This window comes from Chryseobacterium indologenes (assembly GCA_016025055.1).
Classification (GTDB): Bacteria; Bacteroidota; Bacteroidia; order Flavobacteriales; family Weeksellaceae; genus Chryseobacterium; species Chryseobacterium indologenes.
Genome location: CP065590.1, coordinates 4,630,531 through 4,647,235, shown reverse-complemented (window position 1 = coordinate 4,647,235; position 16,705 = coordinate 4,630,531). Strand labels below are relative to the sequence as shown.

The following is a 16,705-nucleotide window of genomic DNA, read 5'->3' as shown; positions in this document are numbered from 1 at the left end:
TACAGTCACAAATTATATAGTTTTATTGTTTATCACTTTAAATATAAAATATGGAACAATTGTCATATGAAATAGAGATTAATGCAGAGCCTGAAAAAGTATGGAGTGTTTTGTGGGGGGAGATTACCTACAGACAGTGGACAACCGCTTTTACGGAAGGTTCTTTTTACGAAGGAACATTGGAGGAGAATAATATCATCAAATTTCTCGATCCTAAACAAAACGGACTGTACAGCAGGGTCGAAAAAGTAATCCCGAATGAGGAAATACAATTTCGTCATTTAGGTGAAATTTATGAAGGTATCGAAGTCGCTCAGGACTGGGGTGAAGCAACAGAATCTTACTTTCTTGAGGAAAACGAGGAAGGTACATTATTGAAAACAATTATTCAGTCACCTGCCGAATATAAAGATTTTTTTGAAGAAAAATTTCCAAAAGCAATGCTGCTTGTGAAGCATCTTTCTGAAAATCAGCTGTAAGCGGGTCAATTTGTATATCAACACCAAAAAATAAAAATATGGAAACCCTATCGTATGAAACAATAATTGATGCACCCAAACAAAAAGTCTGGGACATCCTTTGGAGCCCGGAAACCTATAGTGAATGGACGAAATATTTTGGGCCAGGATCAGTAATGAAATCAGACTGGAAAGTAGGCGGTAAAACGTACTTTGTAAATGCAGAAGGAGAAGGAATGGTTTCCACCATAGACAGTCTCGAGGAACCTGATCAGGTTGTATTTAAACATTTGGGAATGGTAGATAAAGAAGGTAATGAAGATACCCAAAGTAAAGAAGTCATGGAATGGAGCGGCTCTTTTGAAAAATATTTTTTAATTGATTTTGACGGAAAAACCAAGCTTCATACAGAAGTTCAGGTCGATAAAGAATGGCAGGATCACTTGAATACCGGTTTCACAAAGGGATTATTAGTGGTGAAAAGCCTGGCGGAAGGAGTGAGCCTAGACGCTGTATAAATAAAGTATGTTGAAAATATAATTTTATTGGTAGTCAATAGTCTTAAGTCTCACAATTCTATATCTTCGCTTAAAAAAATATGAAGCTACTTGTCATACTCTTCGCGACATTCATTCTTGCTTTATTGGGAACGGCACTCGTTCAAGGAAAGCCTGATTTCGTATTTTCAGGAAATCTGGGAATGGCAGTTTTTATCATATTCACTGGATTGTCCCATTTTAAATTCCAGAAAGGAATGGCGATGATGATCCCTGATTTTATTCACGGAAAAATGTTTTGGGTATATTTTACAGGATTTTTAGAAATTGCAGCAGGTATAGGACTCATGATACCTTCGCTGCGCGAGATGACTGCGATATTACTGATTGTTTTTTATGTATTGGTTTTCATTGCCAACATCAATTCATCACGCAAAAATATTAATATTTTCAAAGCAGATTATACAGGACCGGGCATGAGCTACCTTTATAAACAAAGGATTCCTATGCAGATTATTTTAATAGCATGGACCTGGTACTTTGGAATATACTTACAGTAAATAAAAGACAGTCGATACGGCTGTCTTTTTTTATAATAGTATGTTTTTTTAATTATAATAATAAAATATTGTAACGTTTTATAGGAACAGGATGTCTTATTATATAAATGCATTTGTTGTATTGTTGTCAATAAGTGCTTTCTATAACTTTAACCTTTAAAACATAAGGTATGAATTTAAATCAAAACATTTTTGGTACAGCCATTATTGTACTCTCTACTATTATGACAAACGCACAAAGTTCTACTGCCAAATTGCCTGGAGATCCTACTTTACCATCTTCCAAAACTAATATTGAGAAACTTATTTCTTATGATAAAGGTAACTTTACATATAAAGTTGAAGATTATTTTGCCAGGCCCAAAGCGTCAGCATTTAAAATATCCCCGGACGGTAAATATCTTTCTTACAAAGAAAAAGATCAGGACAAAAAGAATCATGTCTATGTAAAAGATCTTGCAACAGGAAAAATCACCAAAGCCATTGTTGAAAAAGATGATCTGATCAAATCCTATGGATGGCTTAATAAAAAACGTCTTTACTACACCCAGGATAAAGGCGGAAATGAAAATATTCACCTGTATGCAGCTAATATTGACGGAGGAAATCTTAAAGATCTGACACCATTTGAAGGAATTACCTTAGGAACAATAAAACCTGTAAAAGATACTGACTTTGTTGTGGTGACGATGAATAAAAACAACAAACAGATCTTTGAACCGTATAAAATCAATTATGTAACCGGAGAAATTACTCAGCTTTACGAAAATAAGGACACCAAAAGCCCTATTGATGACTATATTTTTGACAAAGACGGAAACCTGAGAGGATATACTGTTCTTGAAAACGGATTAACAACAAAAACGTATTATAAAGATCTGCAAACCGGTAAGTTTAATCTTCTTAAATCAGCAGACTGGTCTGACACATTTGGTATTATCGGATTTAATGATAACTCGAAAAATAAAGATGAAGCTTATGTTGTGACCAATCTCGATGGTGATAAAGCCAGAATCGTTTTGTATGATCTTAAGAAAAACGCAGTGATCAGGGAAGTATATGCGAATCCTGTATATGATGTAAGCTCGATCAGTGTTGCCGGAAAAAATAGAAATTATGAACTGGACTATATCAGCTATGAAGGCATAAAAGGAGAAACGGTTCCTGTGAGCAAATTTTATAAAGAAATCGATGACCAGCTAAAATCTCAGTTTAAAGATAAAGAGTTTGCCATTGTATCTTCTGATGACAATAACGATAAACTCCTTGTTATAGTAGCCAGTGATAAGTTATACGGTACTTATTATGAATATGATACGCAAAAGAAGGAGCTGAAAGTGCTTTACAATCTTATGCCACAACTCAAAGAAGAAGATATGGCTGAAATGAGACCGATCGAATTCAAAAGCAGAGATGGCTTAACCATCCGAGGCTATATTACCTTACCAAAAGCAGCTCTGGAAGGTAAAAAAGTTCCTTTGATTGTCAATCCTCATGGAGGCCCGCAAGGGATCAGGGATAGTTGGGGATTCAATCCTGAAACTCAGTTGTTTGCAAGCAGAGGATATGCTACACTTCAGGTAAACTTTAGAATTTCAGGCGGTTATGGAAAAGAATTCCAGAAAGCAGGATATAAACAGATCGGAAGAAAAGCAATGGATGACGTGGAAGATGGAGTAAAATATGCCATCAGCCAGGGCTGGATCGATAAAGATAAAATTGCCATTTACGGAGGTAGCCACGGAGGATACGCCACTTTGATGGGATTGATCAAAACACCGGATTTATATGCTTGCGGAGTAGACTATGTAGGAGTATCCAATATCTTTACTTTTTTCAGTTCATTCCCTGAATACTGGAAACCTTACAAAGAAATGGTAAAGCAGATCTGGTATGATCTTGATAACCCTGAAGAAGCAAAGATTGCGAAAGAAGTATCACCGGTTTTCCAGATAGAGAAGATTAAAAAACCATTATTTGTGGTTCAGGGGGCAAATGATCCAAGGGTGAATATTAATGAATCTGACCAGATTGTAAAAGCAATGCGTGCTAAAGGATTTGAAGTTCCTTATATGGTTAAATATGATGAAGGCCATGGATTTGGGAAAGAGCCAAACAGAATTGAATTATATAAATCAATGTTAGGATTTTTTGCTGAGAATTTTAATAAAAAATAAAACAGATAATTGTTAATCTGGTAAACGGAAGATAGTAATGTCTTCCGTTTTTTTATCATTGCGGGCAAAGCAATCTTAGCTTATGATCTCCCGCAGATTTCATGGATTTTGCAGATATTCATTAAAAACAGCCTGTCTTATTAACCGGCAGAAGTTTGATAATGCAGTTCTTACGGAGAATATTTGATTTTCTTGCCTTTAAAACTCTGCGAAAAGTTGACGAACTCCTGCGTCTCCGCAATTGTCCAGCAAAAAATATCAGTAAGTTGGAACCACACAAAGTGGCAGAGCTGATGGCATAATGCAAATAGAAAAGCTTATGGATAAAAGAAAAATTGAATTGTAAGAAAAATATTTTAAATTTATTAAAGTAAAACCAAAAGGATAGCCGTCATAGCAGTATGGAGGTTGTCGAAAAAATAACAATGCCACAGAAGGAGAAAGAAAGTATCATCTCACAAACCGTTTCCAACTACGGAGGGAAGCTGATGTCCTATATTCGTCCTAAAGTGAAAAACACGGAGGATGCGGAAGATATTCTGCAGGAGGTGTGGTATCAGTTCAGCAGTCTTACCAATCTTTCTGAGATTGTGAATGTAGGAGGCTGGCTATATAGAGTGACGGCAAATAAGATTACCGACCGTTACCGTAAAAGAAAACAGAAAATCTTGAAGATTTTGTCTATGAGGATGAAGACGGAAGCTTCTCCATCAAAGATATTTTATTGATGGACGATAGTGCCGGACCGGAGGTCAAAATGTTTCAGGATGAGATCTGGAAAAAACTGTTTGAAGCACTTGATGAACTTCCCGAAAAACAAAGGCTTGTCTACGTAGAAAATGAACTGAATGACAAAACCCTCCAGGAAATAGCCGATGAACAGGGAGAAAACATTAAGACCATTATCAGCAGGAAAAATTATGCTGTGAAGCATTTGAGAAACAGATTGAGAAAGTTATACGAAGATTTAAAAAGTTAGAAAAAGAAATTATGAATCATAAACACAAAAAAGGCTGGATTTTTTTATTGTTGTGTCCACCGTTGATCTTAGCTGCCGTTACATGGATTGTAATGTCGCTTTGGAACTGTCTGCTTCCTGAAATATTAGGGGTAAAGGCAATCACATTCTGGCAGGCAATGGGAATCCTGATCTTAAGTAAAATTCTTTTCGGAGGTTTCCATTTCGGGAAAGGGATGAGAGATTTTAAGGAAAGAAAGATGAGAGAAAAAATGAGATCGTGGTCTCCCGAAGAAAGAGAAAAGTTCAAAGAAGTCTGGAGAAATAAATGTTCCGGAGGATTCTTCAACAGAAATAACGAATAATTTGAAAATTTTAAAGAAGTAGTAAAGTAAAATTGAAATTCATTCGTCTCTATAAAAAACAAAAAGTAGTAAAATTTAAAATTTTGAAAAAATGAAAAATTCAGCATTAAAAGGAGCTCTTGGAGCACTGGCCGTTGTGGGTGTAGCTTTGATGGCTAAAAAAGCAGCCCAAAGAAAAAGATTTATCAAAGGTATTTTTGAGGAATACGGAATCAAAGAAAAGTCACCATTCGGATTAGCCGATAAAATCAGAGAAATGAACGATGAGGATTATCAGGAACTGAAAGGGAAATTCAAAAAGAATTTGCATCAAGATGCTGCAGAAAAGACAATACCTGCGAAGCATAATAGAGGCAAAACTAAATGAAATTGTTAAATTCCGGCTCGGGAAGCTTCGCTTCCGAGCCGGAATTTTTTATGCAAATACTAAGGTTTACAAGATTGAACAGGAAAATCTATAGATTAAATACTAAATTTGTTTCTTAGTATATTATCATGACAACGAAGAATATTTTTATCATCATACTCGCCCTTTTTTCGATAGCCTTGTATGGCCAGAAATCCGGTGTGAAACAAATGCGATATATTTTCTTTTTGCACAACAAATTTCTGGAAGATCATTCAGCCGATGAAGCGCATCCTAAATATGGCATTGTGGAATATGAAAAAGTACTTCATCAATTGAAGGACAGCAGTAACGTTATTCTTTTTGAAAAGAGAAAGCCTAATACGGATCCCGCATTATATGCTATGAAAATAAAAAAGCAGATTGATCGTCTTATAAAAAAAGGCGTTAAAGCTGAAAATATTACGGTTGTCGGGACCTCTCAGGGCGGTTATATTGCACAATATGTTTCCTTTTATCAAAAAAATCCGGGGCTTAGATTTGTTTTTGTAGGAGCCAGTTTTAAAGATGATTCTTTAGAAAAAGATCCTAATTTCAGACTGTATGGAAAAATACTTTCTATCACGGAAAAATCAGATGACGGCCATGTTCCGTTATCTCAGGAACAGAGATTCATCAGATCGAATATCAAAGATTTTAAAGAGATTGAGCTAAATACCGGACTGAAACATGGTTTCTTATTCAAAGCCCTTGATGCATGGATTGTTCCCACAAAAGAATGGATATATAGCAAGTAACTCCTGGTTTCATGGCTAATGAATTTATCAGGGATAGAACCATTGGTTGAAGATATGCAAAAGAGACATAGACCAATTCAAAAACTTAGGAAATCAAACCATTTTTCCCATGTTTGTCGCCACAAATAGACCCATAAATAATCCGTGTGCTCGTGGGCATATTGTAACCCAACACAATTTATTACAGATAAAATCTTTTTATCTTAAACCATGAGCTTCTCAATGCTCTTTGCGCCATTTTGTTTTCCAATAATTTAATTTATTATAAATTTTGAAACAGTGGCTATTTTACGGAAAACACAAAGCAAAAAGAAAAATAAATCCTTATTTTTGTCTTGTTCAATGAAAGATTACTACTATTTTCTCGGTATATCGCAGGATGCTTCAGAAGAAGACATCAAAAAGGCCTATCGGAAGCTTTCTTTAAAATACCATCCCGATAAAAATGAAAATGATGAGTTTTTTGCAGACCGTTTCCGAGAAATTCAGGAGGCTTATGAAACATTGAGTGATAGGGCGAGAAGACATTCGTATGATCAGAATTTGGAAAGTCATCAGAAAAGTTTCCGATACAATATTCCGCCGTCCATCAAAACTTTTACGTCAAATAAAATTCATGCTAAAAAAGGAGAGGAGATCATTATCAGTTGGCAGACGAGCAATGCCGATGTGGTAAAAGTCTTACCTTTTGGATTGGAAAAACCTTATGGAGAAAGGAGATTTAAGATAACGGAATTCAAAGGCGGGAAATTTCAGCTGCTGCTTCATGCCACCAATTCTCTTTTGCACAAAACCGTTGTGCAGGGCATTACCATTACCGAAGTTTTTGAAAACGATGCCGAAAAATTGAAAAGCAACGTGGATGAGGTGTTTAAGTCACAGCCCAGGACAGCATTTAACCGCACCGGTCAGCCAAAGATTATTATGCTGTTTTGGGGAATAATTATCCTGGCAATTGCCATTTATTTTTTAATAAAAACTTTCAGCTAGTTTAGGCCATTTTCTTTCTTCCGGGACATTTTTTACATCTTTTTCCTTTCTTGAATTTTTTGCAGCAGGATTTCTTTTCGCAAAACATATCTTCATTGTTGAATGAGTATGCAGGAGCCAAAGGCGGAACTTTAAACGGGACAATCATATTCATGCTGCAAATATATTAATTTAGAATAAATATAATTAATAAAATTTCATAATTTTCTTAAAACCTGATCAATAGCATTTGAATGCCCCTCTACATCTGGCAAACGGTACTAAAATTTCACTGATGTTGATGCCTGGATTCTCCACGCATCGGCACTCTCATTGGCAAAATTTTGTCTTCTTCCATAGTTGGTCTCAATTCCCATTCTTACTTTTTTATGCGGATGAAAAACAATATTCATTCCGATGTTCTGGAAATTTTTTGTCATATTTTTGGGAATGAAGGATTCATTTCCCATATTCGAATGGCTCACGAAAACCACAGAGCTCCATTTGGGAGTCCACCAATGCTCATAAATGCCGACAATGTTGAACATGCTCAATGTTTTTAAAAGGTTGCCATCGGAAGGATCAGGAACAGCGTCATATTTCTCTTCATTTAAATTACTGTTATTGGTAGAAAAGCCTTTCCCGAAAGAGCTTTGAAGACTGATAATATTCCCTTTGTCCAGGAAAAGTTTCCCTGAAACCATGACCCCCAGCCTACTATTGTTCGGGTTTGGTAATTATCCTGTGGCAGGGGCTTCATTTCATAGCTTATCGGAGAGAGTATTGCGCCTGCCTTGATATAATTTTTTTCATCTCCGTACCGGTATAAGGCTGTAATGTTGGGAATGACCGCTTTCTTTTTCCATTCTAATGAATCTGCCGGCAGTGTGATGCTCGGCGTATTAGGATCCTCCAGAGATAATGATAAACTTCCTTTTCGTGATACCGTACTTGTGTATCTCACCTGTATCCTTCTGGTAAAAATCAAAGCGTTTGGCGGAACAAAATCAAATATATTCGGAAAAATGTCAAGATCAGAAAAATTGCTCCAGGTTTGTCCTATAAGCCATTTGTTCCACTGTACATATCCTTGTCTGAAACGAGGTGCGGTACTTCCGTTGGGACCATAAAAATCTATTTCAACATAAGCAGAAAGAGAATGGTGCCTATCTTTATTTTTTTCTTTGATTCCTAACCCGATCTGGGACTGTTTGATACTCAAGTTACTGCTTACATTATTACGCTGGGGAATTTCTATAGAATGTGAAACAAAACCGTCTTTTACTTTTATCTCCTGGAAATTGAGCATAATATCAGTCTGGATAAATCCCTGTACATAGAGATCCCATGGATTGCGGTCTTCCGACCGGAGAGTAGTGAGGGTTATCTGACCTGAAATTTTGGAGTAAGGGAGTAACGCGGATAGGAGTAAGGCGATCAGCCTGCTTTGTGTTTTTTTCTTCATGTAAAGGTCTTCTCTGTCAAACTTATTTTATATTCTCATACATATTGGGTTTATGGTATTAGTTTATATTCGAAAAATAATGATTGTAAGTCGTACCAATAGGGAGAGTATGTTTATCATACACTCTGGTATTCTTTCTTTTTTAAGTTATTTTATTCTCTTAATAGTGAAGTAAAACTACAAAATTATTTTATAAGCGTTTTTCGTAATATTTTTAAGTTCATTGAATATTTTGTAATATTTTCAACTAAATATTTAATGTTTTATCAGTAATAAATATTTGATATCGGTTGTTATTGTTTATAAAATCAATTTAATTTTTGAAATAAATGAATCGAATTTTAACACTTATTGTGAAAAGATAAGTTTAGTTTTCCCCTTCCATAGACGGTCGAGGTAAGCTGTTGTACAATCATGTAAAAAATTGTAATTTTACACATCTTTTTACAAACAAAATCTAATAAATAAAAATGAATACAGAACAGTTTGTGAGCCGTCACATTTCCCTTAATGAAGCCGATAAACAGGCGATGTTGGAAAAACTTGGCGTTTCTAGTATTGAAGAGTTAATTTCTCAAACCATTCCTTCTTCTATCCGCTTAGAACAAGATCTTGAGATCTCGGAAGCCTTTTCAGAATATGAAATGCTGAACCACTCAAAAGAATTGGCATCAAAAAATGTTGATTACACGAGTTATATCGGGTTTGGATACCATAATACACTCTTGCCTTCAGCGATTCAGAGAAATATCTTTGAAAACCCAAGCTGGTATACGGCATACACTCCATACCAGGCGGAAATTGCACAGGGAAGACTGGAAGCTCTTCTTAATTTCCAGACGGTAGTTTGTGACCTTACAGGCTTTGCATTGGCAAATGCATCCTTATTGGATGAATCTACTGCAGCAGCAGAAGCAATGCACATGTTCTTCAACAACAGGACAAAAGATCAGAAAAAAGCTGACGCCAACAAATTCTTCATTTCTGACCTTGTATTACCTCAAACCGTTTCTGTATTAAAAACAAAAGCAGAAGGATTAGGAATCGAAGTGGTGATCGGTGATCACAAAACGCATCAGTTTGACGGTTCTTACTACGGAGTTTTATTACAGTACCCTGGAAAAAACGGAATCGTTCTTGACTATACTGAAAATATCGTAGAATATAAAAAATCAGACCTTCAGGTAGCGGTAGCTTGTGATCCGATGGCATTGGTGAAGCTTAAGTCTCCTGCTGAGATGGGTGCTGACTGTGCAGTAGGAACAAGCCAGAGATTTGGTATCCCATTAGGGTACGGAGGTCCTCACGCAGCGTTCTTTGCTTGTAAAGAAGATTACAAAAGAGATATTCCGGGAAGAATTATCGGAGTTTCTCAGGATATGTACGGAAAACGTGCATTGAGAATGGCTTTACAGACAAGAGAGCAGCACATTAAAAGAGAAAGAGCTACTTCCAATATCTGTACAGCTCAGGTTCTTTTGGCAGTAATGGCTGGAATGTATGCTGTATACCACGGCCCAAAAGGATTGAACTATATTGCTGATCAGATTCACTTTAAAGCCAATGCTTTGAAAAATGGCCTTAAAGCGTTAGGATATGAAACAGCTGAAGAACCGATTTTTGATACGGTAAAAATTATCATTTCTGAAGAGGAAAAAGGAAGATTGATGAGAATGATGCAGGATCATAAAATCAACCTTAACTACTTTACTGAAGGAGTTGTAAGTATCGCAATTAACGAAAGTACAACATTAGAGAAGTTAAACTATCTGATGACCTCTTTTGCTCAGTTTAAAGATAAACAGGCTTTCAAATTAGAAATCAAAGAAGGATACAGCATTCCGGAAGAAAACTTAAGAAAAGACGAAATTCTTACCGAGCAGGTATTCAACAAATATCATACAGAGACAGAATTGATGCGTTACATCAAGCGTCTTGAGAGAAAAGATTTATCATTGACGCATTCCATGATCTCTTTAGGATCTTGTACGATGAAACTGAACGCTGCTACAGAAATGTTGCCTCTTTCATGGGCAGATTGGGGAAGTGTTCACCCGTTTGTACCGGTTGATCAGGCAGGAGGCTACCAGCAAATGATTGCTGAGCTTGAAAAAGATCTGGCTACCATCACCGGCTTTGCAGGAACTTCATTGCAGCCAAACTCTGGAGCACAAGGGGAATATGCAGGATTAATGGTGATCAGGGAGTACCATATTTCAAGAGGCGACCACCACAGAAATGTAGTACTGATCCCTCAGTCTGCTCACGGAACAAACCCTGCTTCTGCAGCTATGGCAGGAATGAAAATCGTAGTCGTTAAAAACCTTGAAAACGGGGAAATCGATTTCGAAGATCTAAAAACTAAAGCAGAACAGCATTCAGAAAATTTATCTGCTGTAATGATCACATATCCGTCTACGTACGGATTCTTTGATGCGAATATTAAAGAAATTACAAATCTGATCCACGAACACGGCGGACAGGTATATATGGACGGTGCCAATATGAACGCTCAGGTAGGATTTACAAGTCCTGGTAACATTGGGGCAGACGTTTGCCACTTAAACCTTCACAAAACATTTGCAATTCCTCACGGAGGAGGAGGTCCTGGAGTAGGTCCTATCTGTGTTGCCAAGCACCTGGTGCCATTCCTTCCTTCTAACGCGAATATCAAAATAGGATCAAAAGAAGCTATCGACGGTATTTCTGCGGCACCATACGGTTCAGGATTGATTCTTAACATTTCTTATGCTTATATCAAAATGTTAGGAACAGATGGGCTGAAAAAAGCCACAGGACATGCCATTATGAACGCCAATTATCTGAAAGCATTATTGGCACAACATTTCCCTATCTTATATTCAAACGAGAACGGACGAGTTGCCCACGAATGTATCGTAGATTTCCGTCAGTTCAAATCTTTAGGAATTGAGGTGGCAGATGTGGCTAAAAGACTGATGGATTATGGATTCCATGCTCCTACAGTTTCTTTCCCGGTTGCAGGAACGCTGATGATTGAGCCTACAGAGTCTGAAAGCAAATCTGAAATCGACCGTTTTGCAGAAGCGTTGATCTCCATCAAAAAGGAAATCGATGAAATTGCCAACGGAGAAGCAGATGCTGCAAACAACGTATTGAAAAATGCACCGCATACAGAACAACTGGTGATCTCAGATTCCTGGGATAAACCATACAGCAGAGAAAAGGCTGCTTATCCGCTGGAGTGGGTAAGAGATCACAAATTCTTTGCTTCTGTATCAAGAGTAGATGAAGCATACGGAGACAGAAACTTAGTATGTACGTGTGAGCCGATTGAAGCTTATATGTAATCAGAAGTTTTCCGGAACATAAACAGATCCCTTTCAATTTTGAGAGGGATTTTTTATTCACATAACCAGAATCTTTGCGAAATAGATTATTTTTTCTTGGTTGTATAATAGACCATGAGAATGGAAATTCCCACAATCACAAAAGTGATGATCGAAATGGTTTCTATAGAGATACTACCTTTATCTGCGGTTGTAGTGCGTGGAGAACATGAAAAAGAGATAGTATTGCAAGCAATAAATATCCTCTCGGTATTTTTTCAAACATATGTGTATTTATTTGGTTTTTAGTGATTTATGATCAAAAAATATACCACAATTTTGACTTTTGAAATTAGATATATTTTAATTTTAAAATGATTGTTGTTTTACATACATTTCAAAAAACATTAAAAATAATTTCTTTGAAACACTCCTTATCATGTTAAATTTCAAGCGACTATTATCCCGTAATTTTCTATTCTGTCAGAATTTCATCATGTAGATTCTAATACCTACTATCTTTAATGAAAATACACCTCTTAAAATCAGAAGGTGTATTTACGTTGTTTAGTCTTATTATGTATTATCTTCTTTTATAGGTGTACGCGACAAAAATAGCTACACCCATAGTGAGAACGGTTATAATTGAAATTGTTTCAATTGAAATTCCACTTTTCATCTGTGTGTTTTCTTTTTCACATGAAAAAAGAATAATACTGTCATTAACAGACAGCCTAATAGTAATTTTTTAATCATAAATGCATTTGTTTGGTTATTAGTAATTTATGATCAAAAAGTATACCGATTTTGTAGACTAATGAATATTAATTTAAAGATTCATCAATTCCAATAGTTGTTTATGTTTCGTAATCCTGTTAGTGACTTACTGATGCTGGAAGTACCGATACACATGAAAAGGTTGGTTACTCCTGATTATCAGTTTCTTTTTCATTCCAATAATAATTGTCCGGATAATTTCTTGCTCCAAATACGGCTGTTCCTATTCTTACCATCGTTGAGCCTTCTTCAATAGCGGTTTCAAGGTCTCCGCTCATACCCATTGAAAGTTCTTTCATTTCAATATTGGGAATGTTTTCCCGGATAATTTCCTGTTGTAAGTTTTTCAGTATTATAAAGCATTGTCTTACCTGCTCCTTCTCTGCACTGAATAGACCGATGGTCATCAGGCCTTGTATCTGTAAGGTTGAAAATTTTGAAACCTCTCTGATAAAATCTACTGCCTGGTTGGGTTCGATACCAAATTTACTTTCTTCATTCGATGTATTGACCTGGACCAGGACCTTTATCGTTTTATTTTCTGCTAAAAGTTTTTGATGTAATTTTTCAGCAAGATCCAGCCGGTCAAGAGATTGGATGCAGGTGACTTTGTATTTCAGAATGTCTTTGATTTTATTGGTTTGCAGGTGACCGATAAAATGATTTTCATGATCAGTATCTTTTAAAGCCTCATATTTTTCTTTAAGTTCCTGAACTTTATTTTCAGCAATCAGAGTTTGTCCATTTTCTAAAGCAATTCTAATGCGGTCAGGGCTAACGGTTTTAGTCGCTAATAATAGTTGTACTTCCTGAGGATTTCCCCGGATTTTACACATGCCTGACGGATTCTGTTTTGGATGACTTCCAGGTTGTGAAGGAGGTCTTCTTTCATGGCTGAGGGGTTGTTTGTGCTTCCAGTTTTTTGATCAATCCTGCTTTTACCGCGGTAAGGGCATGATCTTTAGCTTCTGCAAAAGAAACGGCATATTTTCTTTCAATATTTTTCAGTTCTTCCGGAAACCGGTCAAGCAGTTGATCATAGAACGAATCTAAAAATTCTGCAGATGGCATCTCATACTTAATCTTTAGCTGAAAACGTCTTAATAAAGCCGTGTCTATGATTTCTGCGTGATTGGTGGCACAAAGTAATAATGCATTTTCGGGATAATAATCAATCAATTGAATAAGAGTATTCACCAGCCGTCTCATCTCGCCCACATCCTTGTCATCGCTTCCTCTTGCTTTTCCGATTTGGTCGAGCTCATCAAGGAAAAGAACAGATTTTTCCCTTGAAGCTTTATCAAAGATCATTTTAATATTTTGAGAAGTTTCCCCGATACGCGATGACACGATATTGCTTAAATTCAAAATGATGATATTTTTCCCAAGAGCATTGGCGATAGCTTTTGCCGTCATCGTTTTCCCGCACCCTAAACTTCCTTCCAGCAGAATTTTATTATTAACGGGAAGGCCGTATTCCTGCAGCTCTTTCAGAAAGTTGTGTTCCTTAATCAATTGTACAAGCTGATCCCGATTGCTTTTATTTAGAAATACTTCGTTGAGACTGACCTGTTCTTTATCCTGGATAATAAGGTTGTAGAGATTCATAATGCCTGTTAAATGTTCTGACAAAGATAAAGCTTATTCATTGTAGTGTAACATCCTGATTGGGAATAAAAGGCTAGGCCAGGCTTATGTGATGGCTGGGGTAAAAAAGAAAAGCCGGACGAACGCCCGGCTTGACTCATTTGGATATTAAAACTTGTTATGAAACTAAGATCTTCCTGCTATGTTTTTAGGGCCCTTTTACTCCCAGTGAGTAAAAGAGCGATCTGAATCACCAGATTAAAAACATAAAACAATATAATTAGTATAGATATTCTATAGGCTACCTTATTTTAGAATTAGTTTCTTTCTCTTCTTACTGTCATGAAATAGGATGCGAAAACAACTACACATGTTGCGATACCGATATAAGTTATCATTTTGTATTATTTTTAATTATTTGACTTTTTTTTATTAATCTTTCAATTGCAATATTACAGCTTTCAAATCATGTGCCAAAATAAATGACCATGATGTATATCAGTATATTACGGGTGTTTGCGTTCATGTATTAGTGAGTTTTTGTTTAAAAGAAATTAATATGTTATTTAAAATTTATTAACATATTAATTGTTTTATTTGTAAAATTTTATAAATTTGATAAGCGATTAAAGACTTATATAATGGACTTGATAAAACAAATAACAAGCAATGCTTTGCATAATAGTGACGCAATGTGAAATTTCTGACTGTAAAATTTTAGCGTAAAATACATTTTAGTGTTAAGAAAATTTATTTTTCACGAATGATTTTTCCGCGGAATTTTTGTCACCTGTCATATTTCATGACACTTTATGTGACAGTATAAAGAAGAATATGATCACCTTCAGGAAGTCAGCTATTCATACAAATTAGTTGTTTAAAAAAATAAACAGTTATGTATTAACAGGTTAAAATGATTAATCGATGAAAATCAACAGGAAATCATATGATGAACATAGCCCCATCATTACCGTCTTTTAAGAATACAAATCAGTTTTTAGTATTTTTGCAGTAAAGAATACATATGGGACGCAGTTATATTTTCCTTGCTCTGGCAATTATATTTGAAATCATAGCTACTACTTTTTTAAAGAAGTCGGAAGAATTTTCAAAATTGTGGCCCTCTCTGGTTACGGTCATAGGATATGCCTGTGCCTTTTATTGTCTGAGTCTCACCCTTCGTCAGATCCCTGTCGGAATTACCTATGCCATCTGGTCCGGAGTAGGAATTGTTTTTATAACAATGATCGGAGTAATAGTGTTTAAACAGGTGCCTGATTTACCGGCTATTATAGGAATCCTATTGATTGTCCTTGGAGTGATTATTATTAATGTATTTTCGAAAATGGGAACCCATTAAACAATGATATCCTGGGTGGTCTGGAGCCGTTTCCAATGTTGAGATTTACTTTTGTACAGGAAAAATTTCCCTAGTTTATATTTGAATTGTAAATAACCGCGGAATTCAATTCCATTAAATAAAGTATACGGAATATCAGGGTTTTCTTGTAATGATTGCCTTATTCCTCTTGTGAATACAGCAGGACCTGTTGTTGCATGTACGTCATTAGGGTAGCAGTGGTTTTCAATATTATAAAGTATCAATTCTAGGGTTTTCTTTAAAAAAGGATGGTTTTGGCTGAAAATAAGCGCCCACTGAACATACAGGTTTTCGTGTCTTTCAACACTGATGACAGCTTCATCCTCCTCATATATAAGCTCTCGCAAAGGCTTTGTAATTGCGCTGTCTACATCCAGGTACACGCCTCCCTTTTTATAGAGAATAGCATAACGGAAAAAATCAGCTTTTGCAGCTCCAATGGTTAATCTCTAATAGCAGTTAATATATTCCGGAGGAAATTCTTCAGATAAAAATCTTTCTATGTCACTGTCTTCGTAGAAAAAATAATGGTATTCAGGATTTTTTCTTTTCATATTCCAGATATGAAACCTGGTCAGTAACGGAAGTTTCTTTGTTTTGAAGGTCTGAAATATTTGTTTGGGTATGGCCATATTCTATGTATTTGTCATCTCATTAATAAACCCTGCATTTTCAAGGGGAATTCATGCTATGATTGGTTTCATGGAAATAGTAATACAGGTAGAATTGCTTATGGTAGTGGTAACTATTAGTTTGATGTGACCGACTTGTTTTATTCTACAAAACTAGAATGACCGGATTAGAGACGCTTGTGAATAGAATTAAAATATGATTAAAGGAATTAAGATAACATTAGAAAATTGTTAAGTAAAATTAATATAGAAAGTCAAATCATGAATTTCGGTAGCAGTACAAATGAAAAAACTCCCGCTGTTGTGGAGTTTTATGTATTTAATTAATGGATAATTGAAAGTTGAAAACGGAGATTGGGATTGTAGTGGAGTGGTGGTGTTCTTATAACAGAAAGCTTACATTACGCTAAATGAATGGTGAAGAATCT

General features: G+C 35.9%; 12 protein-coding genes and 4 pseudogenes. 11 read left to right on the top strand and 5 right to left on the bottom strand.

What is annotated here, in order from left to right:
* Window positions 1–50: 50 nt before the first annotated feature.
* The 9 genes and pseudogenes from H3Z85_21450 to H3Z85_21410 all read left to right on the top strand — a co-directional run bounded on the left by H3Z85_21450 (window position 51) and on the right by H3Z85_21410 (window position 7,148).
* Complete coding sequence (locus H3Z85_21450; protein QPQ51748.1) at window positions 51–479, top strand: SRPBCC domain-containing protein; 429 nt, start codon at window positions 51–53, stop codon at window positions 477–479.
* A gap of 38 nt (window positions 480–517) precedes the next feature.
* A complete protein-coding gene (locus tag H3Z85_21445; protein ID QPQ51747.1) occupies window positions 518–976 on the top strand; it encodes an SRPBCC domain-containing protein in 459 nt (152 codons plus the stop codon).
* Between the two features lie 80 nt (window positions 977–1,056).
* On the top strand, window positions 1,057–1,515 hold the full coding sequence (locus tag H3Z85_21440; protein ID QPQ51746.1) for a hypothetical protein: 459 nt from the start codon (window positions 1,057–1,059) through the stop codon (window positions 1,513–1,515).
* Between the two features lie 170 nt (window positions 1,516–1,685).
* Window positions 1,686–3,692: a S9 family peptidase gene (locus tag H3Z85_21435; GenBank protein ID QPQ51745.1), complete on the top strand. Its 2,007-nt coding sequence runs from the start codon at window positions 1,686–1,688 to the stop codon at window positions 3,690–3,692.
* Window positions 3,693–4,093: 401 nt separating this feature from the next.
* Window positions 4,094–4,671 (top strand): annotated as a pseudogene (locus H3Z85_21430) (sigma-70 family RNA polymerase sigma factor).
* Window positions 4,672–4,682: 11 nt separating this feature from the next.
* The gene (locus tag H3Z85_21425; protein ID QPQ51744.1) at window positions 4,683–5,015 is read left to right on the top strand and encodes a hypothetical protein; all 333 of its coding nucleotides are present in this window, start codon (window positions 4,683–4,685) and stop codon (window positions 5,013–5,015) included.
* 91 nt (window positions 5,016–5,106) lie between these two features.
* Window positions 5,107–5,363, top strand: a pseudogene (locus tag H3Z85_21420) (hypothetical protein).
* A 147-nt stretch (window positions 5,364–5,510) separates the two neighbouring features.
* Window positions 5,511–6,158: an alpha/beta hydrolase gene (locus tag H3Z85_21415; GenBank protein ID QPQ51743.1), complete on the top strand. Its 648-nt coding sequence runs from the start codon at window positions 5,511–5,513 to the stop codon at window positions 6,156–6,158.
* 342 nt (window positions 6,159–6,500) lie between these two features.
* Entirely contained in the window at window positions 6,501–7,148 is a 648-nt protein-coding gene (locus tag H3Z85_21410) for a J domain-containing protein (protein QPQ53974.1), read from the top strand.
* 260 nt (window positions 7,149–7,408) lie between these two features.
* On the opposite strand, the gene H3Z85_21405 is transcribed toward H3Z85_21410, so the two are convergent.
* Entirely contained in the window at window positions 7,409–7,675 is a 267-nt protein-coding gene (locus tag H3Z85_21405) for a hypothetical protein (GenBank protein QPQ51742.1), read from the bottom strand.
* A gap of 62 nt (window positions 7,676–7,737) precedes the next feature.
* The gene (locus tag H3Z85_21400) at window positions 7,738–8,592 is read right to left on the bottom strand and encodes a hypothetical protein (protein QPQ51741.1); all 855 of its coding nucleotides are present in this window, start codon (window positions 8,590–8,592) and stop codon (window positions 7,738–7,740) included.
* A 470-nt stretch (window positions 8,593–9,062) separates the two neighbouring features.
* Here H3Z85_21400 and gcvP point away from each other — a divergent pair, with 470 nt between their 5' ends.
* On the top strand, window positions 9,063–11,921 hold the full coding sequence (gene gcvP, locus H3Z85_21395; protein ID QPQ51740.1) for an aminomethyl-transferring glycine dehydrogenase: 2,859 nt from the start codon (window positions 9,063–9,065) through the stop codon (window positions 11,919–11,921).
* 902 nt (window positions 11,922–12,823) lie between these two features.
* Here gcvP and H3Z85_21390 read toward each other — a convergent pair.
* Both H3Z85_21390 and H3Z85_21385 read right to left on the bottom strand, forming a co-directional pair.
* Window positions 12,824–13,569, bottom strand: a pseudogene (locus H3Z85_21390) (YggS family pyridoxal phosphate-dependent enzyme).
* Window positions 13,566–14,285, bottom strand: a complete 720-nt coding sequence (locus H3Z85_21385; GenBank protein QPQ53973.1) for an AAA family ATPase — start codon at window positions 14,283–14,285, stop codon at window positions 13,566–13,568. The pseudogene H3Z85_21390 and the gene H3Z85_21385 overlap by 4 nt, the downstream one beginning before the upstream one ends.
* 1,003 nt (window positions 14,286–15,288) lie before the next feature.
* Here H3Z85_21385 and H3Z85_21380 point away from each other — a divergent pair.
* Complete coding sequence (locus H3Z85_21380; GenBank protein ID QPQ51739.1) at window positions 15,289–15,624, top strand: EamA family transporter; 336 nt, start codon at window positions 15,289–15,291, stop codon at window positions 15,622–15,624.
* On the opposite strand, the pseudogene H3Z85_21375 reads toward H3Z85_21380, so the two are convergent.
* Window positions 15,621–16,277: pseudogene (locus H3Z85_21375) on the bottom strand (glycosyl transferase). The gene H3Z85_21380 and the pseudogene H3Z85_21375 overlap by 4 nt on opposite strands.
* Window positions 16,278–16,705 lie beyond the last annotated feature (428 nt).

What these genes read in the sequence shown, in the direction of transcription:
- H3Z85_21450 (QPQ51748.1), top strand. Translation starts at nt 51, where the DNA reads ATGGAACAATTGTCATATGAAATAGAGATTAATGCAGAGCCTGAAAAA.
- H3Z85_21445 (QPQ51747.1), top strand. Translation starts at nt 518, where the DNA reads ATGGAAACCCTATCGTATGAAACAATAATTGATGCACCCAAACAAAAA.
- H3Z85_21440 (QPQ51746.1), top strand. Translation starts at nt 1,057, where the DNA reads ATGAAGCTACTTGTCATACTCTTCGCGACATTCATTCTTGCTTTATTG.
- H3Z85_21435 (QPQ51745.1), top strand. Translation starts at nt 1,686, where the DNA reads ATGAATTTAAATCAAAACATTTTTGGTACAGCCATTATTGTACTCTCT.
- H3Z85_21425 (QPQ51744.1), top strand. Translation starts at nt 4,683, where the DNA reads ATGAATCATAAACACAAAAAAGGCTGGATTTTTTTATTGTTGTGTCCA.
- H3Z85_21415 (QPQ51743.1), top strand. Translation starts at nt 5,511, where the DNA reads ATGACAACGAAGAATATTTTTATCATCATACTCGCCCTTTTTTCGATA.
- H3Z85_21410 (QPQ53974.1), top strand. Translation starts at nt 6,501, where the DNA reads ATGAAAGATTACTACTATTTTCTCGGTATATCGCAGGATGCTTCAGAA.
- H3Z85_21405 (QPQ51742.1), bottom strand. Translation starts at nt 7,675, where the DNA reads ATGTTCAACATTGTCGGCATTTATGAGCATTGGTGGACTCCCAAATGG.
- H3Z85_21400 (QPQ51741.1), bottom strand. Translation starts at nt 8,592, where the DNA reads ATGAAGAAAAAAACACAAAGCAGGCTGATCGCCTTACTCCTATCCGCG.
- gcvP (QPQ51740.1), top strand. Translation starts at nt 9,063, where the DNA reads ATGAATACAGAACAGTTTGTGAGCCGTCACATTTCCCTTAATGAAGCC.
- H3Z85_21385 (QPQ53973.1), bottom strand. Translation starts at nt 14,285, where the DNA reads ATGAATCTCTACAACCTTATTATCCAGGATAAAGAACAGGTCAGTCTC.
- H3Z85_21380 (QPQ51739.1), top strand. Translation starts at nt 15,289, where the DNA reads ATGGGACGCAGTTATATTTTCCTTGCTCTGGCAATTATATTTGAAATC.